This window comes from Bacteroides sp. 1_1_30 (genome assembly GCF_020982715.1).
In the GTDB taxonomy this organism is placed as follows: Bacteria; Bacteroidota; Bacteroidia; order Bacteroidales; family Bacteroidaceae; genus Bacteroides; species Bacteroides xylanisolvens.
The window spans coordinates 1-21,468 of record NZ_JAJKHN010000021.1; the positions used below are offsets into that span (position 1 = coordinate 1).

General features: G+C 50.3%; 20 protein-coding genes and 1 pseudogene. 9 read left to right on the forward strand and 12 right to left on the reverse strand.

All coding sequences use genetic code 11. The features are described 5' to 3' along the window. Positions 1 to 228: 228 nt before the first annotated feature. Positions 229 to 1,074: an AraC family transcriptional regulator gene (locus LPH68_RS07800; protein ID WP_121972087.1), complete on the reverse strand. Its 846-nt coding sequence runs from the start codon at positions 1,072 to 1,074 to the stop codon at positions 229 to 231. Between the two features lie 195 nt (positions 1,075 to 1,269). Between LPH68_RS07800 and LPH68_RS07805 the strand changes: the two genes are divergently transcribed. The 7 genes from LPH68_RS07805 (at position 1,270) to LPH68_RS07835 (ending at position 11,025) form a co-directional block, all read left to right on the forward strand. Then, positions 1,270 to 1,554, forward strand: a complete 285-nt coding sequence (locus LPH68_RS07805; RefSeq protein ID WP_048695667.1) for a hypothetical protein — start codon at positions 1,270 to 1,272, stop codon at positions 1,552 to 1,554. A gap of 12 nt (positions 1,555 to 1,566) precedes the next feature. Further along, positions 1,567 to 2,178: a DUF3575 domain-containing protein gene (locus tag LPH68_RS07810; protein WP_196045284.1), complete on the forward strand. Its 612-nt coding sequence runs from the start codon at positions 1,567 to 1,569 to the stop codon at positions 2,176 to 2,178. Positions 2,179 to 2,232: 54 nt separating this feature from the next. After that, on the forward strand, positions 2,233 to 3,717 hold the full coding sequence (locus LPH68_RS07815; protein ID WP_196045282.1) for a DUF3868 domain-containing protein: 1,485 nt from the start codon (positions 2,233 to 2,235) through the stop codon (positions 3,715 to 3,717). Positions 3,718 to 3,785: 68 nt separating this feature from the next. Continuing rightward, a complete protein-coding gene (locus LPH68_RS07820; RefSeq protein WP_196045280.1) occupies positions 3,786 to 5,213 on the forward strand; it encodes a hypothetical protein in 1,428 nt (475 codons plus the stop codon). A gap of 194 nt (positions 5,214 to 5,407) precedes the next feature. Further along, the gene (locus LPH68_RS07825) at positions 5,408 to 6,325 is read left to right on the forward strand and encodes a FimB/Mfa2 family fimbrial subunit (RefSeq protein WP_196045278.1); all 918 of its coding nucleotides are present in this window, start codon (positions 5,408 to 5,410) and stop codon (positions 6,323 to 6,325) included. A gap of 59 nt (positions 6,326 to 6,384) precedes the next feature. Then, positions 6,385 to 7,737, forward strand: a complete 1,353-nt coding sequence (locus LPH68_RS07830; RefSeq protein ID WP_370638798.1) for a DUF5042 domain-containing protein — start codon at positions 6,385 to 6,387, stop codon at positions 7,735 to 7,737. Between the two features lie 36 nt (positions 7,738 to 7,773). Continuing rightward, on the forward strand, positions 7,774 to 11,025 hold the full coding sequence (locus LPH68_RS07835) for a fimbrial protein (protein WP_196045275.1): 3,252 nt from the start codon (positions 7,774 to 7,776) through the stop codon (positions 11,023 to 11,025). 317 nt (positions 11,026 to 11,342) lie between these two features. Here LPH68_RS07835 and LPH68_RS07840 read toward each other — a convergent pair whose 3' ends face one another. From LPH68_RS07840 to LPH68_RS07890, 11 genes are all read right to left on the reverse strand, one after another. Continuing rightward, the gene (locus LPH68_RS07840) at positions 11,343 to 11,945 is read right to left on the reverse strand and encodes a DUF6549 family protein (protein WP_048695802.1); all 603 of its coding nucleotides are present in this window, start codon (positions 11,943 to 11,945) and stop codon (positions 11,343 to 11,345) included. Beyond that, positions 11,938 to 12,144 (reverse strand): hypothetical protein, encoded by a 207-nt coding sequence (locus LPH68_RS07845; protein ID WP_048695799.1) that lies wholly within the window; start codon positions 12,142 to 12,144, stop codon positions 11,938 to 11,940. The genes LPH68_RS07840 and LPH68_RS07845 overlap by 8 nt, the downstream gene beginning before the upstream one ends. Before the next feature lie 12 nt (positions 12,145 to 12,156). Then, entirely contained in the window at positions 12,157 to 12,453 is a 297-nt protein-coding gene (locus tag LPH68_RS07850; protein ID WP_048695795.1) for a hypothetical protein, read from the reverse strand. A gap of 144 nt (positions 12,454 to 12,597) precedes the next feature. Beyond that, a complete protein-coding gene (locus tag LPH68_RS07855; RefSeq protein ID WP_121972095.1) occupies positions 12,598 to 13,119 on the reverse strand; it encodes a hypothetical protein in 522 nt (173 codons plus the stop codon). After that, on the reverse strand, positions 13,088 to 13,447 hold the full coding sequence (locus tag LPH68_RS07860; protein WP_196045292.1) for a hypothetical protein: 360 nt from the start codon (positions 13,445 to 13,447) through the stop codon (positions 13,088 to 13,090). Before LPH68_RS07860 ends, LPH68_RS07855 begins: the two co-directional genes overlap by 32 nt. Continuing rightward, on the reverse strand, positions 13,444 to 14,211 hold the full coding sequence (locus LPH68_RS07865; RefSeq protein ID WP_196045293.1) for a PolC-type DNA polymerase III: 768 nt from the start codon (positions 14,209 to 14,211) through the stop codon (positions 13,444 to 13,446). The genes LPH68_RS07860 and LPH68_RS07865 overlap by 4 nt, the downstream gene beginning before the upstream one ends. A gap of 6 nt (positions 14,212 to 14,217) precedes the next feature. Then, entirely contained in the window at positions 14,218 to 16,395 is a 2,178-nt protein-coding gene (locus LPH68_RS07870) for a DNA polymerase III subunit alpha (protein WP_196045295.1), read from the reverse strand. After that, complete coding sequence (locus LPH68_RS07875) at positions 16,392 to 16,934, reverse strand: HNH endonuclease (RefSeq protein WP_196045297.1); 543 nt, start codon at positions 16,932 to 16,934, stop codon at positions 16,392 to 16,394. Before LPH68_RS07875 ends, LPH68_RS07870 begins: the two co-directional genes overlap by 4 nt. Further along, positions 16,927 to 17,694, reverse strand: coding sequence for a site-specific DNA-methyltransferase (locus LPH68_RS07880; RefSeq protein WP_196045299.1), 768 nt, complete (start codon positions 17,692 to 17,694; stop codon positions 16,927 to 16,929). The genes LPH68_RS07875 and LPH68_RS07880 overlap by 8 nt, the downstream gene beginning before the upstream one ends. Next, on the reverse strand, positions 17,660 to 19,417 hold the full coding sequence (locus tag LPH68_RS07885) for a PHP domain-containing protein (RefSeq protein WP_196045301.1): 1,758 nt from the start codon (positions 19,415 to 19,417) through the stop codon (positions 17,660 to 17,662). Before LPH68_RS07885 ends, LPH68_RS07880 begins: the two co-directional genes overlap by 35 nt. Then, the gene (locus LPH68_RS07890; protein ID WP_196045303.1) at positions 19,414 to 20,454 is read right to left on the reverse strand and encodes a toprim domain-containing protein; all 1,041 of its coding nucleotides are present in this window, start codon (positions 20,452 to 20,454) and stop codon (positions 19,414 to 19,416) included. Before LPH68_RS07890 ends, LPH68_RS07885 begins: the two co-directional genes overlap by 4 nt. Positions 20,455 to 20,687: 233 nt before the next feature. Here LPH68_RS07890 and LPH68_RS07895 point away from each other — a divergent pair, with 233 nt between their 5' ends. Beyond that, positions 20,688 to 21,056 carry a hypothetical protein gene (locus LPH68_RS07895; RefSeq protein ID WP_196045305.1) on the forward strand — a complete coding sequence of 123 codons (369 nt, stop codon included), beginning with the start codon at positions 20,688 to 20,690 and terminating at the stop codon, positions 21,054 to 21,056. A gap of 30 nt (positions 21,057 to 21,086) precedes the next feature. Continuing rightward, a pseudogene (locus LPH68_RS26815) lies at positions 21,087 to 21,269 on the forward strand (molybdenum ABC transporter ATP-binding protein); the annotation flags it as partial. Between the last annotated feature and the right edge of the window lie 199 nt (positions 21,270 to 21,468).

The window sequence follows — 21,468 nt, forward strand, 5'->3', positions numbered from 1 at the left end:
CATGACTCATTCGCATAATGTCAACCGTTCTTGGATGATTTTCTTATTTCCACTCTCTCCGGTAGAGAGTGGAAAATAAAGGAATTATACATAACATGTAAAAAAAATAGCGTAATCCTTTTTTGTTTGGATTACGCTGCAAATTTAAAGACAATAATTTTATTAATTGTTTCCGTTTTGGCTCTATTATTTATCAAATTCTTATCAGCCCCCCCCTCCAGAGATCGTTTAACCGCCTTTTATCTGTTGTCTCAACTTTCTGGGAGAACATCCCAGGCATCTCTTGCAAAATCTGGAGAAGTGTGCAAGAGAGGAAAATTCCAGTTCATTGGCAATGGTTCCCAACGGCAGGTCTGTAACTGAAAGTTTGTATTTGATTTCTCCCAACATCTGTTTCTGCATCCATTCGGCTGGAGTCTCTCCAAACTCCGCTGAAAACTGTCTTTTGAAGGCGGAGAGGGAGATGTCACAGGCCGATGCAAGTTCTTTCACGGTCCTGCAACGTTTATAATTGTTCAAGACCTTGTTTTTGAAGTCTTGCGAACGGCCTATAATCGTATAGAAGAAATTCGCGAGTTCCTGCCTGGAGTAGTAAAAGCGAATATTCCAGAAAAGTTCCTTGAGTTTTATTTCGTGAAAATGGATGCAGTTCGCCCCGTCTTCCAGATAACACACCAGAAGTTCGAGAAATTTACGTAACCGATCCCTGATTTCAAGAGGTTCCATACGATATTCGACAATTTCCCTCAGGTGGTATAACTTTGAAAAGGAAGCCTTTTGACAGGGCCATGCCCCCCCTTCGAACAAGGCTGCCACGACTTCACATTTTTTTAACGATTGGGTGTTAAACAGGCTTTCACGGCAAAAAAAGACCATCTCTCCTGATGAAACGGTGAACTGAAAACCGTTGCAGGAGAATTGCAGACTTCCCTTAAGTACGAACAGGATACAATCTTTTACCAATTCCTCCTCGTGGTTCAATCCTTCATCAAATTTATAATACCGGAATCCCTCCTGCACAGATTTCGAGTAATTATAACAGGATGTGTGCTCGTTCAAATAAAAAAGTTCCATTGTTTCTGTTTTTGTAGCCTAATGAAAATATTAGTAATATTATTTTCAGCTAGTTATATAATAAAATCTGTTCATATTGCATCTTTTATTTCTTTTTGGCATCTACAACCGTTTCCAAAAGCGGATTTTGGACAATTTTCCACTCTCTACCGGAGAGAGTGGAAATAAGAAAATCATCCAAGAACGGTTGACATTATGCGAATGAGTCATGAGATATTCAACATGGAATGGTCCAACAGGGATTCGATTTACCTGCATACTCGGGACGGTGTCCACTATTCGGCTTTCGCCGGATCGGCTGAAAGGCTTTTAAGTCTCGTGGGCGGGTTGCGTCCCCGCAGGTCTTTCTGGTGCGGACAGGAGTTTCCGGCTGTCCACTACGTACGCGCAAGGAAGATTCTGGAGTCTTTTCCGGGAAGCAGCATTTTTATTAATGATTATTACATAAGGATAGCTTTGGCTTGTCCTCTGATAAGATAAAATAACGAAACAATGAATAACAGTATGATGAAACCGTTTTTTCTTCTGGTGTTTTTGCTTTGTTCGGCTGGTGCCTTCTCTCAAAAGGTTGCCTTGAAGAACAATCTGGCCTACGATGCCTTGAAAACTCCCAACCTCTCCTTGGAGTTCTCCATGGGGCGTAAATGGACCCTTGACACACAGGTGGGCATGAATTTCTTTTTCTACACGCGGGACGCCACGTCTTCCCGGTACAAGGCAAAGAAGTTCAGTCACTGGCTTGTCCAGCCGGAGCTCCGTTATTGGACCTGTGACGTTTTCAACGGCTGGTTCTTCGGGTTGCACGCCCATGGTGGCCAGATGAATATCGGAGGTGTCGATGTCCCCTTCGTGCTTCAGAAAGGGGACGGAAACATGAAGGACCACCGTTACGAGGGTTATTTCTGGGGAGGCGGGTTGAGCGCCGGTTACCAGTGGGTGCTTTCCAACCGTTTCAATATCGAGGCCTCCTTGGGTATCGGTTACGTGCACGCCCGTTATGACAAGTACAAGTGTACCACCTGCGGGCAGAAGCTGGGCAAGGGGGATGCGGGCTACATAGGTCCCACCAGGGCCGCCATTTCAATTATTTACATGTTGAAATAACTCCCTGAATCCGGGGACACAACTTTTTATTCTATCATGCTAAAATGTATATCAATGAAACCTTACCATATTAACAAGAAGCAAATCCTTATCATGGGTTGCCTGGGAATGTTTCCCTTATTTTCTTCCGCTCAGGACATTTTATCAACGTCAGATACCTCGCGTTGGGATTATTCAAACAGCCGTGTGGAGCGTGAACCGGGTAGAGACGCGCTGGATATTACTTTCAGTGTCTCCCCCCTGGCAGGGCTTGGAAGCCAGGAAGTCGCTTACCTGTTCCCCGTCTATGTCTCGGCTGACGGGCGTGACAGTGTCCGCCTCGAACCGGTCTGCGTGGCTGGCAAGAAAAGATACAAGGTGATCAAGCGTCGCAAGGCATTGGGCAACCTGAAACCCGGTAACCCGGGGGCCGGCGAGGTCCGTTCCGCCAAGGTGGTGGAAAGTTCGGGCCTGACGGTGAAAAGGAGCGTCCCCTTTGAACGGTGGATGGCTGACGGGCGTCTCGTTGTCAGGGAGGTGTCGTACGGTTGTGCCGAGTGCGGCACGAACGAGAGCGAGGATATCGCCTTTCAGGCCGGTATCCCCCTCTTCGGGGAGAAGGATTATGCCTACAGTTTCATCGAGCCGGAAAAGGTCATGATCAAGTGCTACAAGGATTCTTTTGATTGTAAAGTGACTTTTCCCGTGGCACAACACGATCTTCGCAAGACCTTTGCGGATAATCGTCAGGAGCTTGCCGGACTCGGCCAATTTGTATCTGAAAACCTATTGATTAAAGGGGCGGAGCTAAAGGATGTGTATATAAAAGGTTACGCTTCTCCCGAAGGAGATTTTAATTATAACAAATCCCTTGCGCAAAGACGGACTCAAACCCTTTCAAATTATATTTCCAGTCGATATCCCGCCCTCAAGAAAGCACCGGTTTATCGTACCGAAGGGGTTGGGGAAGACTGGGAAGGTCTTAAGGCAGCAGTCAGTGGTTCCACTCTTTCCAATAAGGACAAAATTCTTTTTATCATTGAACATAACTCAAATGATACGGAACGTGAGTCGGCTATCCGTGAGTTAGATAATGATAAGACTTACCATATTCTTTTGGAAGAGTTTTACCCGGCTCTGCGGCGTACAACATTCAGCCTCAGCTTTGATGTAAGGCCTTATACGTCGGAGGAACTCCCCGGAGTTTTTGAGACCAAGCCCGAATGTCTTAGCCTGTACGAAATGTACCAGCTGGCCGGATTGTATGCTTCCCGGGGGGAGAATCCTCTGCCGGTATATAAGAAGGCATACGAGCAGTTTCCGGGGGATATTGTGGCGGTTTTGAATTATGCCAATGCCTTGTTGAAATATGGCAAGGATGCGGACGGTGCGTTGCAGGTATTGGAAGTGGTAAGAGAAGACAGTCGTGTCCTGTTCCCAATGGCAATTGCCTATGATATGAAAGGTGATTGGAGGAAGGCAGAGAAACTGTTGGAAGAGGCAGCGGCTCGGGGATGTAACCGTGCGAAAGCATTCAAGGCTGTAAGGGTAAATGAATAAATCGTGGGTTGCGGATGTAACTCAGTTATATATTGTATTAGTAATTTCAATTTAAAACAATTCAAATTATGAAAGTGATGAAGTATTTTGCAGTGGCTTCGCTGGCGTTGTTTGCTGCATGTAACAATGAAGAAAATCTGGTTGTACCGGAGGGTGCTAATCAGCCGGTTGATGTGATGATGTCAGTAGCATTGCCCGGTCCCGGTACACGTGCCGCCATGGGCGATTTGCAGAACACTGCCAACAATGGTGATCCGGCAACGGTTGAAAAACTGCATGTGTACTTGTTAAAGGGAGATGATATTGTCTTTGCGAAGGAGTTTACGAAGGGGTCTGATGATTTTACTAAGTTGACTTCATCTACCGCCGTGGGAGCTGGTGAAGCGACAGGAGGTTATAAATTCCTTAACGTGGACAAAGGCGCAACAAAAGCTCTTGTTATTGCAAACCCTCAAGGTGCATTGGTTGAGAACAAGCCCGTGTCTGATGTTAGCAAACAACTGTTGAAGGCTAAAATTAATGAAGTGATCTATGCAGGTTCCAAAGAACTTACCACTGTTGGTGCCGAACCTTATGGCGTTGATCCCCAGAAGGATAAGCGTACCGTCAAGAAAGTGGAACTTACCTTGGCTGCCAGTATGAACCGTTTCCAAGTGACTGGAACCAAATTTATCAAAGTTACTTGGAAAGACGGAAAAAAGGCCGAGGCGGAACAGTGGTGCAAGACATGGCTGGGTAAGGCTGAAAATAACGGAAAAACCAGTGCTGATGCATGGACGGCTTTCAAGGCTGCTACCGATGGCTTCAATAACGAAGTGTGGGATGGTAAGTCTGATCTTAGCAAGAAAGCCGCTTTGAACAAATGGTTGCAGGTTGTTGACGTGACCTCTGCAAACCAGGGTATTCTGATGAACCGTTTCAGTAGAACACTTTCTATTCCTGCGCTTACAGTAGAAGAAGAAGCAAACTGGTTCTGGGCCAAGACTTATGTAGGTGACAGATATGATTTTACCAATGGAACATTCAAACCTGATGGCAAGACAGACCTGTCCGATGTATCTTCCTACTTTACAGCAACTGCTTTTGATTTCGGAGCAGGTAAAAAAGCTGCGGCATTTAACTTCTTCTCAAATGGAATTACCGGTTACGGAAAGACTAACAATGCTCCAAAACTTGCTTTCGTTTTCAAAACAGGTGATGCAGGCGTATCTGTAGACAGACGTTTTGTAGTTATATCCGGTTATGCGAAGACAGAAGGTGCAACAGACGGTACGACTGATGTTCCGGCCGGTAAGGGTGGTTACCTGATCAATCTGAATCTTAGCACATTGAACAACGGACAGGGTATCCTGGTGGATACAGATCCGACTATTCCGGAAGGAGTGACTCCAAAACCGGATGGTCAGGAAGATTTGGAGGACGAGAACGTGAATGTCATCGTCCGTGTCGTGGTGCAGCCCTGGACCGCTGTGAACGTATTCCCCATTCTTGACTGATACAGATAGAGAGTAATAGCCGCTTGCCGGAGCGCTTTTCCGGTATCGGCCCTGACAGGCCGGTACCGGAATCCGCCCCGCACTCTCGGGGAGGGGAAAGTTTGTCCCCTCCCTTTTTTGTTACCCGCGGGAGGGAAACGTGTCCTCTCTTTCGGGAAAATTACAGTATTGATTTATAATAATTAGTGTAAAGTATGAACATAAGAAACATACCGACCTTGCTGGGCCTGTTGGCCGCTTTATACCTCGTGACCGCATGTGACCGGGTGTATGACGACCTGAGCGGCTGCCTTGGCAACACGATCGTCTTCTCCTACCTGGCCGATGACGACCGGGAACATCTGCAGGAATATGTGGATGACATTGACGTCTTCATCTTTGACGTCGGGAACGGGGCCCTGGTGGAGAAACACCATCTGGATGGGGAACGCCTGCTTTCGCCGCTGGAGGTCACACTCCCAGAAGGAGATTATAAAGTGGTGGCTGTAGGCAACGCCTTGAAAGAAACGGGCATAGCTGTTGAGGACGGCTACAAGAGGGCGTTGGTTTCCCGTCCCGAACTGATGGAGAAGGACGGACAGGCATCCGGCACGTTTGACAGGCTGTACTTGGGTGAGACATACATCACCTCCAAAGTTATGAACGAGTCCCGTGATGTGGTAAGACTTTATTCCCAGCACGTGAAAATTCATGCGGTAGTTCTTTCCGACGAGGATAATAATTCACAAACTTGGTTTGAACAGAACAAGGGAGAGGGATTCCGTCTGACACTGGAATCACTCTCCGCCCGTTTCTCCTTTTCCGGACAGCGTGCCGGGAAAACATCTTTCGATCTCGCGTTCACCGCGGGCGGGAAAAACGACCGTTTTGTGCTTGACTTCAATACCCTGCGCTTCGAGGACGGGGATCCGTTAACGATCCGCCTTATGCAAGGAGAAAAAGTCCTTTGTACCGTAGATGTGGCGCAATATATCGCGCAATATCCCGAGCAGATACGGATAACGGGGCGTCAGGAGGCTGTCTTGCCGCTGTATTTCCGCCAGAATCCCCTCTCTCTGAGTATAAGTGTAAAACCATGGGAAGCTGTTGATGTGGTTCCCATAACTGATTGATTAATATTATGTTGAAAGATATTAAATATATTCGTATGATGAAGGCTGTGAAGTACTCTATGATAACGGTGTCACTGGTCCTTTGCTTCATTCTGGTATCCTGCCAGAGCGGGGAGCCTATTCCGGAACAGTTTTCCGATGAGGATGCCGTGACGGTCAGACTGAATCTGTCAACCAGGGGTGTTGAATCCGGCGGGAGTGTTATGCTGGACAACTATTCATCCGATCCCGCCAACTGGTATAAGACCGGCACGCTGTTTCCCCAGGCTCCCGCTCAGCCCAGAATAGCGCTTATGGTTTTCAACAAGGAGCAGAACCGGTATGTGTACAGCCGCCTGCTTCCTTTCAGTTCCAGTAACGCGGAAGGGGAATACCAGACCAAGGTACGCCTCCCCAAGGGCGAGAGTGAATTCCACGCTTTCTATGCCCCCAACCAGACGGGAAAGGACCTGCCCTATTATACGCCCGGAGGAATCCTGCAGAACGCGATTCCATGGGATTTCCTCGGGGAAGGCATGGAAGAGGTGGACAGGGAGGATATTGTCGGAGCCGCATTCCCTGCCATCATCAAGGAGCAGGATGACGGCAGTCTCGGCATACCGGTGGACAACCCGTACGATGGCGTGACTCCTTCCCCGTCGGATGAGAAGATCATAGACTGGACAACAACTTCCACGGTAGCCTGGAAAGACGCTCCCGGAATATCGAACAGACTGCACATGGGCATGCTTTCGGGAAAGCTGACCACGACCGTCCAGCCCGCTTCCGGGGAGCAGGTACAGGATATCACAATCCCGCTGTTCCGTGATTTCTCCCGTGTCAGGATATACATCGCAAGCATTGCCCCCTTTGACCGGATCATGTATGATTATAAAAGGATTGCCTTTCTGAACTTTCCGGTACTGATGTCCCCCTCCTTCAGGGAGAATGACTCGGACGTTTCCCAGCTTGCAGGCTCCACACCGGGAACGGGAAAGAACACGGAGCACACGGGCACGTATTCCTACGGAATAAAGAGTGAAACGCAGCTGACCATATACGAAGTCCCCCTCAATGCTGACGGAAAGGTTGACTATACGAAAATGGACGCCCAGAAATACGAACAGTTCTTCCTTCCACAGTATCTGGCCCCGTATATCCCGGAAGCCAATTCCTGGCAGAAGGGACAGCCCCACCCGAAGATACAGCTGACAGTGGAGTATCATGCAGGAGGTGACACCTCACAGGGCAGGACAAGGACTTTCCTGCTTGATGTTGGTGAGGAGAGTTCTCCCGGGGTGTATTCCGGTCCTGTCTATCCGAACCGAGATTACAAGGTATTCATTGTCCTGCCGGAATCCCCGGACCGGGAAATTATTTACCGGGTCGAGTCCTGGAACAGCAAGACGGTGGATTTCCCTCCGTTCCAATGATGTACACGAGAATTGTTATGACAAATTTAATTATTTATGAAACGATATAAACTGAAAACAATTTGCCGCATCCTGTTGTTACTACCCGTCCTTGTCGGCTGCACGGATGACGAGTTCCTTCAAAGGAGCGGTGTGGTGGAGGGAATACCCACCACGGTGGATATAAACGTGGGTACGGCAGCCAATACGGCCAAGACACGCTCCGCCCTACTGGAAAGCGAGGAGAGAAAGATATACGACCTTTACCTATGGGTTTTCGATTCCCGCGGCAGCGTGGAGTTCTCCCGGGAGTATCCCCGTGCGGAGCTTTATCAGGCCGCTGCTGCCCTGGAAACGGCAACCGGCGAGAAGGACACGGATGCCCCCACGAGCATGGGGTTGCTGAAAAACATCCCCATTACCTCGGGAGAGAAGACGCTGATCCTGCTGGCGAACTATAAATCGGATGGTGACGGGCTGTTTCAGGTAGAGCCTGGGATCCTGGCTGGCGTGTCGTCCCTCTCGGACATTCAGAGGGTCAAGGCGGAGATGACCGCCCGTACCCTGTTTCGACCGAACGGGAACCTGCTGATGTCAGTTACCAAGACGGAGGAGATCCGTCCCGACACCAGGCGTCTCGAGGTCTCCCTGAAACGTGTGGAGGCGAAAATCACGGTCAACCTGAAAACCGGGGAGGGGCTCACGTTCGTGCCCGGGACATGGAGAGTCGGTAACGTGCCGGCCTCGACCTTTGTCACCGAGCATATCAAGGGCAGTGACGCCGGGGCTCCTTGGGATGCCGGCGGGATGGAGGTGGGTTCGTACTGGTTGTCCGAATTATTTCAGTTCGAGGGTGACGCTACTACTTCTACTACTACGTTTTACGTCCCGGAGAACCGGAAACTGGCAAAAAAAATGATTACTCCCACCTCTCCCGGTTACAACGCGGAGAGGAAGGGGTATGACCTGAGACAGAAGCAGCTGAAGACTCCTGTGGCAGGCGCAACCGGCAAGCCAAACCTGCAGAACGGTAAGACGGAATATGCCCCGGATCTGGCTCCTTATATCGAGTTTACGGGTGAGTTGCGTCAGAATATGGTGCCCGGAGGTACCCCTACCGAACGTTTCGGAAGAGTGACTTACCGTATCTACTTGGGATATACATCAACCGGAGACCCGGTCAATGATTATGATATAGAACGTAACGTACATTATACCTATAATGTGACTATCAAGGGGATGAACGACCTGGTTGTGGAAGCAAAATCCGACAAGAATGACGAGAAAGAACCTGCTCCCGGAACGGAGGGGCTGGTATATGACGCACATAGGTCATTCAAATTTGACTGTCATTATGAGCAGGGGCTGATACGTTTTAAAAAAGACGAACTTGCTATCTTCAATTCCAATGGAAGTTTGAAGAGTGATGCCATAATCTCTTTCGCTGTACGTACCCCGTTCTGTGATAAGGTCATTTCTTACACTAAGCAGGAATTAGAAAATTTAAAAAGAAACCGCTATATTCCTTCCATGAATAAAAAGGCCGATACAGAATGGCTTAAATTCTATGTCCATCCGAGTACTCTGGCAGACAACGGTAATGAGACAATGGAGTATTTCTCAAACACCGGTGCAAATTTGTTGTCGCTTGAACAGTTCCTTTACAGATTGATGAACGATCCTGACAATGTGTTCAATGCTACTACAAAACTTTGTAAAGTGACCGTTTATGCCAACGAGTATTTCTACGAGCAGAACCCCATGCAGGCGAATGCCCCCAAGGACAAGAACTTGTGGAAAACCTTTGCCAACGCCCCGGACCGGACTTTCGACCTGCTAGTGAACACGTCGCATGAAATCTCCCCCGACGGGCAGTCACGTTATCACCAGGCTGTCGTTTCCATCCGTCAGATGTCCATCAAGACGGTGTTTACGGAGGGACCCGAAGGCATGCGTGTCTGGGGAGTGGAAAACGTGAACGAGACACCGAACCTGGATTTTATGGTGAAGGCTCCGACAGAACCGGACGCCTTTTATAATAAATATTACTCCAACGGCTGGTCGAATACCTGGAAGGTGATGGCAAGGTCGGGCGACTTCAGTCAAGAGGTCATGAAAGACCCGATGGGAAGAAGTAAACAAGACCAGTTATGGCAGGTCATGACGAAGGTGGACAACGCGAAGCTGACTCTCAGCAGAGACCATTATAATAGGGGACTCAAGAATTACCACGCCGAATATGCCTGTTTTACCCCGTTTTTACGGAACCGGGATGATAACCGTGATGGCCGGATGCAGGCCGCCGAGATGAAGTGGTATATTCCCTCGGTGAGCGAGAGCGGTATGCTTATCGTGGGGGAACGGGCGTTGCCGTTACATTCCAGGCTGCACGGGCACGCCCCCTCGGACAACGCCACGGCATTTTATACATCAAGGGCCTTTATGGGAAGTACAAACCGATCTTTATACTCTTCCAACCCCTATATTTGTATCCTGGAGTCCCGCAGCGGGTCCCCCCTCCTAAACTTTGATTATTACAAGGGGGGGAAGTCACCCGGAGACCGTACTCCCTACTCGGAGGTGAGGTTGATCAGGGATCTGGGGATACTGGAGTCTGGGGAAGAAAGCTATCATATCGAGGAGCTGGGCAAGGAACTGAACACGTCTCTTGTCAATAACAGGACGAAAGAGGAATACCTGGTCTTCAAGGCAGATCATTTGCACTATAGCATGACGAGACCAACAAGGGCCATTTACGAGTTGCCCGCACATGACGAGGACTCCCAAAGCAATACCATTTACAAGAACGGGTTCGAGGTAGCCAAGTATATCGCCAATAAGAAAGACAAACCCAAGGATTTGAATAATCCTAACAAGGAGAGCGAGTATTACCACGAGAAGTGGAGCACGCTGGTGACGGACATCGAACAAGGAAACAGTCCGTGCGCCTATTATTATCAGGAGGCAGACAAGAGCGACCTGGGGACTTGGCGCGTGCCCAACGAGGTGGAATTGCGAATTATGTGCGGGAGCCTGTTCGACTGGGATGACAGGGAGAAAAAGGAGGTTTACGAATTCGGGAACAGCCTTCCTTCTCTGAAGACAACAGATGCCCAGGTTTACCATTCCCGGACGGGATTCTCCAAGCGAAACATGAACGGGGCAAGATCGTTCCGTGCCGGTTACCAGATGTATTTTGATGGTTATGTCCGATGGATCACGACCGTGGATACCCAGTGGGCAGGTGACAAAGACAGGCTTGTGAATAACAGGAGGGGATATGTGCGTTGCGTAAGGGACCTGCCGTAGGCGGTCCCTTACGCAGGAGAAGGGTTCTCCCGAAGCGTGGCTGAAAGTGCCGGCGAGAAGTGTTTCAACATTTTTCTCCGGCTTTATTGTTTTAGCGGGGATCATCTTAGCAGTCCAGTCATTCCCGGTAGCCGATGTCCTGATAAATAAAAAAAATGAGACTTAACGATGTTCGCGAGAGATCGAAAGAATCATTTGCTACCTCTTCCAACCTGAAAGCCCTCTTCTGAGAATGTTTTTCTTCTCTTGTCTTTAATCAAAAAGGGAAGAAATTCCTGAAGCTAATAGTCTGCTCATATACGAATCCATCAAAATTTCTATTTTTTTTCAATTTTTATATATTCTGTATACTTTATCCTCAAGTAAGGATTATCACTAGAAATGGTCTGATGAACGGCTTTGATTCTTTTCCAAAGCCACCATCCCTTGTATTCCACCCAAATGGCCTGATTCAAGGTGGCGGGAACACGGATTTGGCCTTTTAAGCGGCAGTTCTCGATTATCCCTGTAATTTGAATGTGCGGGGTGATCATTTCTACCTTCTGCCGGAGTAACGGAACTGTATCGTGTATAATGACTGTATCCTTCACGACGGCGTCGATTGGAGCACCCATTTCCAACTGGTGTTTGGCGGACGCCTCAAGGTTTTTGATTTTTATCCCAAGCTTTTTTATAGTCTCAGCGTCCTGCGTCCGGAAACGCTTGTACTCCTCCACAGTCAGCCGCAACCCTTTGGCATCGACAGCGAGCGTCATGGAATCGATGCGCACACGGGTTAGTTCAGACAGCAAGGTTGAATTGTTAGCCTGGTAACGGTCTCTTTCGCTTGCCAGAAGGACGTTCCTACGATATTGGATATAGATGATGCCCGAAAGTGACAGTACGCCCAAGAGTAAATACTTTGACAACCCTTTATTCATAAATTACGGCAGTTTCAGGAATAAACCATATAAACTCGTCCAGATATTTCTCCTCAAGAAGAACCATGCCACCTCTGGAATCTGATCCCATAAAGGAAAGGTCTTCGACCACAAGCCCTTTATGTCCAATCAGTCCGTCGAGAGACATTTCCGTCAGCTCGTCAGAGGCAACAATGGTCACATATGTATTCTTTATCATAAGATACTTTTTTTAATGTTGTAACTGACATTTGAGCAATTCCCGTATATCCGCTCGGATCTCGTGCAAATCACTCTGAAGGGTATTGAATTGCCTCATGGTCGCTTCAAATACGGACTTATCCAGTTTCATGGCGTTTATACGGTCATACTGCTCTTTGATTGTCAATTCAAGGCCGGCGCATTTGATTTCAAGCGCAGCAATTTGGGCAGTGTTGTTGACGTGCTGGACATACAAGGCCAGCACGAATGTCAGTGTCGCCACTATGATCTTGAAATATTTGATTACAAAATCTTTCATCTGCTCCATAATGTTGGTATTTATTCGATTAGTATTGAAAAAGCTTCCTTTATCGCCCTCAAAAGCAATTCAGCTGCGACACTGTCCCAGAATCCATAAATTACAAGCGTGATTAGAATGACCAGATACACCCACCATGTCACTTCTTTCTTATCAATTTTTCGTTTCTTCATCTTTCGGAGAAATTGTTGGGACAATCACGTTAAATATCACATTCCCGTTACTCCCCTCAATGCGTAGACTGTTCTCTTCCTTGTGTTTGATCGGGAAAATGTCCATCAGCGCCTTGGCGGCATTGACCGAAACGGCCCTGAGCGGTGCCGGAGAGAGCGGCACACCGAAACGGTCGGTATAATCCGAAGTGGCCGTCTCGTCCATGACGGCTTTGAGTGTCTCGGTCACCTGCAGCTTTACGGCCATCGTCTCCATCTCGAACCGTTCCGAAGATAGCAAAGCCTTGATATGTGCCAGCACATGCGGTTTGTTCATCAGGTAATTGGCCGAAGCATACGGGTTCTTCACCGTATCCTTACCGAATACCTCCACAAAGCATTTTTTCGGCCGTCCGGCATACTCCAGCCCGCCGTTCACATAGAGGTTGCAGAATTGCATTTCCTGCTCCGTGAGCGGTTTCTCTTCCGCCCTATCCTGCGTGTTCGTTATCTTGTCTGACATCGGTTCTTCCTTCTTTTTCTGAAAGAGTAGCGGGTTTGTTTCCCGGAGGTTTTACAAAATCCGCCTTTTCGTTAATCAATTGTTCCAGCAACGCTTCATAGAACACTTGGGCCAATGCATCGGCACACGCCTCCGCGTCTGTCAGCGAGTTGATGAGCCGCAGGTTAAACTTGATTTCCAGGTCGTAGCCCGATATGAATGCCATCAGTTCGTTCCCGTCATAGCCCAGTGCCCCGTAGGTCATGCGGTCCGCCGTACGAAATGTGATGGTTTCGGGGATCTGTTCCCTATCAATGCCTTGGGCTTCCTTATTCGTGTCCATACTCATATCTTGAAATATTTACGGGTTTTCTCTTTCCTCTGCATGGCGATTGCCGCCCCTTCCGTCTGGCGCAGACGGGAGGTATAGATCCCCAGGATGTCAAGCGTGGCCGTCACATCCGCAGCCGCATCGTGGGCATCGTCCAGTTCCACACCCAATTTTGAGGCTACCAGTTCCAGTTTATACGAAGTAACCTCCGGATCGGCAGCAAAAGCCAACCGTCCCACGGCAAGCGTGTCGATGTAGTGCGGCTGGAAGTTGCCGTAATAGTCCTTGGTACCGGAAAAGGTCTTTTCAAACTCGGCGGCCAGTCCGGCATAGTTCATCAGCTGTTGCAGGAATCCGATGTCGAAAGCGATGTTCTGTCCGACCAGCACGGGCTTGCACTGATAGCCCTTCGAGAGGGTGCTGCGTTTGGCGAAGGCGATGACTTCTCCGGCGACTTTCTTCATGTCCATACCCTGCGAGCGCAGCATCTCCATGGTAATGGCGGAATAGTCCAATGCCGTCTGTTCGTACTTCATCGGGACATATTCCGGTTCTTTCGCCTGCTCGTGGCGGGTACGCAACACCTTGCGTCGGGGAAGCCCCGCGTCCTGTTTCCCGTAGGGGGCGATATACGCCTGATAGCGGTCGAATACCTGCCATGTGTCGAAACGGACGGCTTGCAGGGCGATCTGTGTACAGGCGCATTCACGGCAGTCCAGCCCTCCGGTCTCAAAGTCCAGCCCGATGCCTACATATATCTTCTGTTCTGTCTTGGGTGCCATATCTTTTCAGGATTGAATGAATAACAATGAGTTCTTATAGGTCTGCAATGTATTGCAGCCGTTGTAGTCGCTGTAACGGATGACGGCAGTGAGGATGACCACCCGGTCTTTGAGCGACTGGATCTCGGTGCGGTGTTCCATGTAATAGTCGTTCCAGCATACACATTCCGCCAGACGGTTGTTCTGGGAGAGTGTCAGCTTGGCGAAACGCTTCCGGCTTCCCGTCTCCCTGTCCTTGTAGGTATGTTCGGTTACATCCACCACCGTGGCGCAGACAGTTGCACGCCTGCCGTCGTTCTCGTCCCGTGCCACCTCGTCCAGAGTCAGGTAAGAGGCTTTTCCCTTGACCTGCCCGCGGGCTTCCGAATTGTCGAAGATGCGGCGGTAATCGATGTTGCCTATACCCGACACGGCAATCTGCTGCTGCGACCAGAAGAAATGCCGCCCGCGCATGTCCTGCGGGAAGTCTTTTTCAGAAAGGGAGAATCCCAGTTCCCGTGCGGCGCGTTCGAGCAGCGCGCAGCGTTCGGTAACCGCCCCGACTTTTTCGATACGGTCGAAGCATCCGGCAAGAATCATGTGCTTGACATGCCGGGCGTTCACGGGGACTTTCACGGCCTCTTCCGCATTGTCGGGGTCGTCCCAGTAACTGTATTTCTTGAGTTTGTAACGGAATATGCGGTGGATGAAGTTCTCGATACCGGTATATGCCCCGCCCCGGTCGCGTTCCGTGACGATGTATTCCACTGTCTTGACACCGACCTGTTTGATACGGGTAAGCGACCAGAAGATTTCATCGGTGGCATAGTCGGTGAAGAACTCCGTCCCGGAGCGGTTGATGTCCGGCGGCACGATCTTAGCCGACGAGCAGCGTTCCATCTCCGCGATCAACGAAGGAATCTCCTTATCGTCCGCCCATTGCAAGGCCACCGTGTAGAATGCCGAGGGGTAATTGGCCTTGAGCCATGCCCCGCAATAGGCTGTAAGGGCGTATGCCGCGGCATGGGAACGGTTGAACGAATATTTCCCGGCCACTTCTATCTTGTGCCAGATTTCCTCCGCCTCATAGTTCGGGCATCCGTTTCCGACGGCTCCGGTAATGAAATCCGCTTTCAGCGTGGCCATCAGGTCGGCTTTCTTCTTTCCTATGGCCTTGCGCAGATAGTCGGTCTTCCCGGGGTCGAATCCCCCGAGCGTATGGGCAACGGACATGAACTGCTCCTGGTAGACCATGATTCCGAAAGTGTTCTTCGTCGCTTTATAACAGCCGTAGTTATAGACCGGGGCCACTTCGCCACGCCTGAAGCGGACATAATCATCGGTGGCGCCGATGTCGAGTGTGGCGGGACGGTACAGGGCATTGATGGCGATCAGGTCCTCGATACACTCCGGTTGTACATCCTGGATAAACCGGGTAATGCCCGGCGAAGAGAACTGGAACACATTCTGCGTGTTGCCGTCCGAGAGCAGCCGGTAGGTCTTCCCGTCTTCCAGCATATCCTGCGTGATACGCCCGATGGTGAGTTCCTGCCCGAAATTCCGGTTGACCAACGCGATGACGGCACTCAGTTTAGCTAGCTCCTTTGTCGCCAGCACATCCTCCTTCAGCAATCCGATCTCATCGACCGAATAGCCGTCGAACTCCGATACCAGTGCCCCGTCCATCTTGCGGACCGGCAGGAAATCGAAGCATTCGGCGGGCCTGCCGTCCCGCGTGTCCGGTGTGACAACGATGGCCGAGGCGTGTATGGAGGCCGCTTTGGGCTGTCCGAGCAATCCTTGCACGTCCTCGATGACCAGCGGATAGGTCTGGATAAAGTCCCGAAGTTTCCTGTTGGAGGCAGCCTGTCTGAACAGTCCTGTCCAGTCCGTGCCATCATCTATCATGGCGGTGATATAATTCACGATGGAGTGAGGCACGCGGTGTACGCGTGCCACGTCCTTCAAGGCGGCTTTCAGTTTCATCGTGGTAAAGGTGCCGGCGGAAAAGACACGCTGGCGGCCGTCCGCGTTGTACCGTTCTTCCAGGTAATCCTTGATCTCCTGCCGCCGGTCGGAGGCATAGTCGACATCTATGTCCGGCAGCGAAGCGTGGCCGCCTTCCGTCAGTCCTTTGTCCACAAAGGCATCCATGACCGTCAGCGGCCCGTCTGCTTTCCTGATTCTTATATGTGTTACTTTCATCTGATATATTTCTTGTATCGTATTATCGCGCTTACCGTCTGGCGGCTGACACCGTACTGTTTTGCCAGGCTGTTCTGGGAAGCCTGGCCGGAGGAATATCTCACCCGTATCTCTTCCGCCTGCCCGTTGGTCAGTTTGGCGTTCACGCTTTTCTCGCCGTAATCCCGTTTGAGACCACCCGCTATGGCATGTTCCATATTCCGCTGGTGCGTACACATTTCCAGGTTATCCGCACGGTTGTTGTCGCGGTTCCCGTCGATATGGTTCACCTCCAGTCCCGGATTCCAGTCGGGCAGGAAGTGCTGTGCCACCAGACGGTGCACGGAGAACTTCTTCCCGACACCGCCTTTGTAGAGCCGGACACAGTCATAAAGCGAAGTCGTCCCGCACCAATGGCACATGATGCGTTCGGGTTGTGTCCAGGTGATACCGTCATGCGAAACTTGCCGTTCCAGACTCTTGACACGCCCGAGGTTGCTGATCTTGTACTTTCCTTCATAGTTCTTGATATCCACCCAGATTTCCCGGAGGTCAGCCATGGGTTATACGGTTTAGTGCTGTCTGAAAAATTTCCCGGTCTATCTCCACGCCGATGAACCGGCGTCCAGTATTCCGACAGGCCACGGTTGTACTGCCGCTGCCCATCGCAAAGTCGAGGACAATGTCTCCTTCATCGGTGTAGGTGCGTATCAGGTATTCCAGCAGGGCGACAGGTTTCTGTGTCGCATGCAGGCAGGACTGTTGCTTGTCGGTCTTGAATTTCAGCACGCTGCGCGGATAGCGTTCCGTGGATATGTAATCCCGGAAATTGTCGTGCTTCCGGTATATCTCGCCGGCATCGCATTTCCGCTGGTGTTCGGCCATCACGACCTTGCGCTTGTGCCCGTCCGTCTTGATCGGATGATACTTCGGCAACCTGTCGTAAAAGACCAGAATGTCCTCGTGCGCCTTCATCGGCATACGCCTGGCGTTTAGGAAACCTGTCGCCTGCGTCTTCTCCCATACCCAGGCATACCGTAGCCTGCGGAGATTGGAGCTGCCCAGCAGGCTCGTAAAAGGATGCTGGCAGAACAGCAGGATGGGAGTGTCAGGTCTGGATATGCCCTGTACGGCATTCCACATCCCGGGGATGTCTATCACGGCGTCCCATCGGCAATGTGTCGTACCGTATGGAGGGTCTGACAATACCATGTCGGCAGTGATGCCTTCTTCAGCCAGCAGGGGCAGCACATCGAGTGCATCGCCCTGGTAAAGGTCGCAACCGTCATAGGGACGGTGGTGTTCGTAGATCGGATTCATGGGTTTCGAGTTCCTTTAGGTTCCACAAGCAATCTCGGCGGTCAAAAAGGATTTCGTCGCCACACATCAATTCATCTGCGTATATCGTCCGCTCTTCTCCGTTACGGATTACCCGCATCCGGGCATCCGTGCACAGACGGTAAGTCTTGCCTTCGGATTCCATTTCCACATAGCGTTCGCCCTTGCCGAGTGTGATGTCCGGGGCAAGCACCGTCAGTTCGTCTTTCCAGCTGAGCCCGCAGCGTTCCGGCACGAGGAAGCGCGAGAAGATAAGGTCATATTTCAGCGGGTCGATGGAGGTTATGCCAAGCAGGTAGGAAACCAGCGATCCCCCGGCGGAACCGCGACCTATACCGGTTGCGATACCTCTCCGGTGTGCCTCCCGCACCATATCCCACTGCACCAGGAAATAGTCCACATTGTCGGTCGATTCAATGATATAGACTTCCTCGTCCAGCCGTTCCCTGTAGCGTTCCCGCTCCGGTTCCGGCACTTCCCGGTCCAGCCCGTCGTCAAGCAGTCTGAGGAACATCGTACGGCGGTCGCCATACCGTTCCCGCTCTTCCGGCCGCATACGGTATTCCGGCATGAACATGCGCCCGGTCTCGAATGAGGCGTCCGCACGTCCGGCAATCTCCACCGTGGGACGGCACATGCGCCTGAACAGGGAGTCGAAGTCCCATTGCCCGGAGAACAGAGGACGGAGCGTGTCGTACAATTCATCCGCTGTCTTGAAATACTGGTCATCGCTCTGTTCATGAGCGGCTCCCGTGGCAATTTTGTTCACTACGATTCTGTACCCTGCATCGTCCTTGTCCATGTAGTAGCAGTCCGGAATCAGGACTGGTTCTACTGTAAATGAATCCGTGTCGGCATCATAACAGTTGCCGAAATAATATTTCAGGGCTTCCAGTTGCTCCCTGTCGATGCGATCCGCCTTGTATTCGTTGGCGTCGACTTGGTAATAGACCGCTTCGGCACCTTTTCGGATACGCTCCACCTGTTTGGAATGTCCGGCCATCCAGTAGACTGAACGGGTGGCAAAGACTGGCACACAACCTGCGGCATACATCAGCAGCTGTTCATAGCGGAGGGTGTTGTCTTCCGAATCGACCATGACAGCCCGTTGGATGCGCAGCAGATTATGCAGCCCCTCGTTATCCAAGGCATAAATCTTCAGCCCGACACGTTCTTCTTCGTGCATCATTGTCAGCGAGTAGCCGAATATATGTTTCAGCCCGGTATTGGCGCACTCCTTCTGAAGGTTCAGCGTGGCGGCCATTGTATTGCGATCGCAGATGCCGACAGCCGTATGCCCGAGCCATTTCGCCTTGCGGCACAAATCCTCCGGCGAACCGCAGGCGTTCAGCAGTTCGTAGGAGGTATGGATGCCGAGGTTCACGAAAGGTACATCGTGTACCGGGGGCTTGGGGCGGCCGATATATTTCAGCAGGTTGAAACTGAATTCTTCCCGCAGGTCATAGTAGTACCAGTTCCTGCCGAACGGGAAGGCCACATGGAAGATTCCTTCTTCTATTAGCACATCCGGACTTTCCATCAGGTTGAACACGAGCCTGTCCCCGTCGCTGCGGAAGATGGATTCCACTCCCGACAGGTCGGCCGTAAAAAGCCGCCCGAAGCTGGGAATATCCACCACTTCCGTATCGACCGGGATATAGGTTATCCGTTGTGCATCGAGCCATGAGAAAAGTTTCTGTATCATCTTTCCTGTACTTTTTTGAGTTTGTATTCAAGGACGGACAGCAGGCGGCAGGCGAAAATCCCGTAGATTTCCGATTCCGTGAGTTCGTCCCAGTCCTTGGCTGCACCGGCAATGTCCGCGATGAAAACCTCGAAATAGGGTTTCAGCCGTTCCGCCGTCCGCTTTACCGACTCGACGGCATCGCTGTCGTAGCCGATAACCACGGTTCTCACGCCTTTCGATTGCAACTTGTAGATCTGGACATCGGAGATTTTCTTTCCGAAAGTGGCCACGGCTGCGACATGGGAATTGTCATAGAGTTCGAGTCTGCGGGTCAGGGCGATGACATCGAAAATACCTTCCGCAAGGATGACCGTATCTGTTTCATCCATACGGACGGCATCGTAGTTATAAAGAAGTTTGGAAAAATCGTTTTCTGTGGAGTTCCGGTAACGCAGTATCTTGTACCCGCCGCTATGTCTGGTCTTGCGGTTGTGGGTGTCTATATCCTCTTTCGGCCAGGTATGGCGGGAGACATAGCCGACAACCGTACAGTCATCGATGACCGGAAAGACGACATAGTCCGCGTAGCGCGGATTGAGCCTGCCGGTTATCCCGACCGGAAAATACTCGTAATCGTCGAAACAGAAGCCGCGCCGCTGCAAATACGGATGCCGGAAAGTGCGCTTGTAAAAGTCCGGCAATTCGACCGGCATCAGTTCGTCGTCTATCTCTTCCGCCTCGTCCTCCTCCAGCAGGTGCAGGTTCAACGGTGAGGCTATGTCAGCTGTTTGCGAGACCATCAGGTCCGTGCGGCCGATAGCCTCCAGAAGTCGCTCCAATGTACGAGTGGATGCCCCGCAGGAGAAGCAGTGGGCCATGAAAGGTTGGCGGCGGGCAGTCTCCTTGCCGATATAGATACCGAACTTGCCGCCCGACTTTCCGCAGAACGGGCAGCACGGAACGATAAGGTTCTTACCGCTCCCGTCCCGTTTGGCACCCGTCTCGCGGGTTATTTCCGAAACCAGATATTGATATTCATGTACCGACAGTTCCATACTAAGGTATAGTCGCGACCGCTACAGGTTGGTTTAAAATGTATGGAAAAAGAATTCGGATTGGTACAATGAAATTATGAAAAAGGTCTGAACTCTTGAGAATGGACATAGTTATTTGCTCATTATGGTAATAGGTTACGATTGAGTTAGTTATCTATTGCAATATATTTCTATGCGTTGCGTAACCTTCAAAGAGCTCTTCAAGTACAAAATTACAAATAAAACGGGAGATTATGACAGAATCAATGAAACAAGCCGTTCCCCACAGCAGGCAAACCGGGAAGAATGTTTTCACTCTCCCCGGCTGTGTTTCCTTTTCTTTTTGGATTTTATCGTTTTGTGGATTTCTCTCCTTGAAGTTTTTTTCCGGATCTGCCTCTATTTTCGTTTCTCTCAATTTTTGTGCCTTTCAGCAACCGCATTTGGCAGCCATTTCCGTTCTGGCTGCAAAGGTAATTTCGGGAATTGACGGGAATGCAAGGTCAAGCCTCCTGTTTTCTGGAAAAATCTCCAACCCTGCGGTCGTATTTTTCCGAAAAACCTTGCATCCTCTACTCCCTTACCTTTTTAAGCGCCCGAAACTCAACTCCTTCAGCTCTTGAATTCGCATTAAAACAAAAAACAAAACGGATGTGAGAGCAACGGTAGCAACAAAATTCGTAGCGTGGGAAGTCCCGAAATTGAAGAACCTGCAAGTCAGCAAAGTGTACAGACTTCGTATCAAACTGAACAATGGCGGAAAACTGAGCAGGGAGGAAAAGGACTGGCACACCCGTGCAGTGAACAGCAACTCCTATTTCAAAAGCGCAGTACCTAAACATTTTCAGAGACATGAAATCATCAGATTCCCCCAAAAAACTAGAAAAAAACATCCTAACTTATACAGATGGGTATTGTAAAAAAAATAAAAATCAATATTGACTTTCGGATAGAACTTAAAACCTTCAATTTTTCCTCAAAAGAGTTTTGATTTAGAACATGGTATGTGAACTACTGCGAAACTAAAGATTTAGC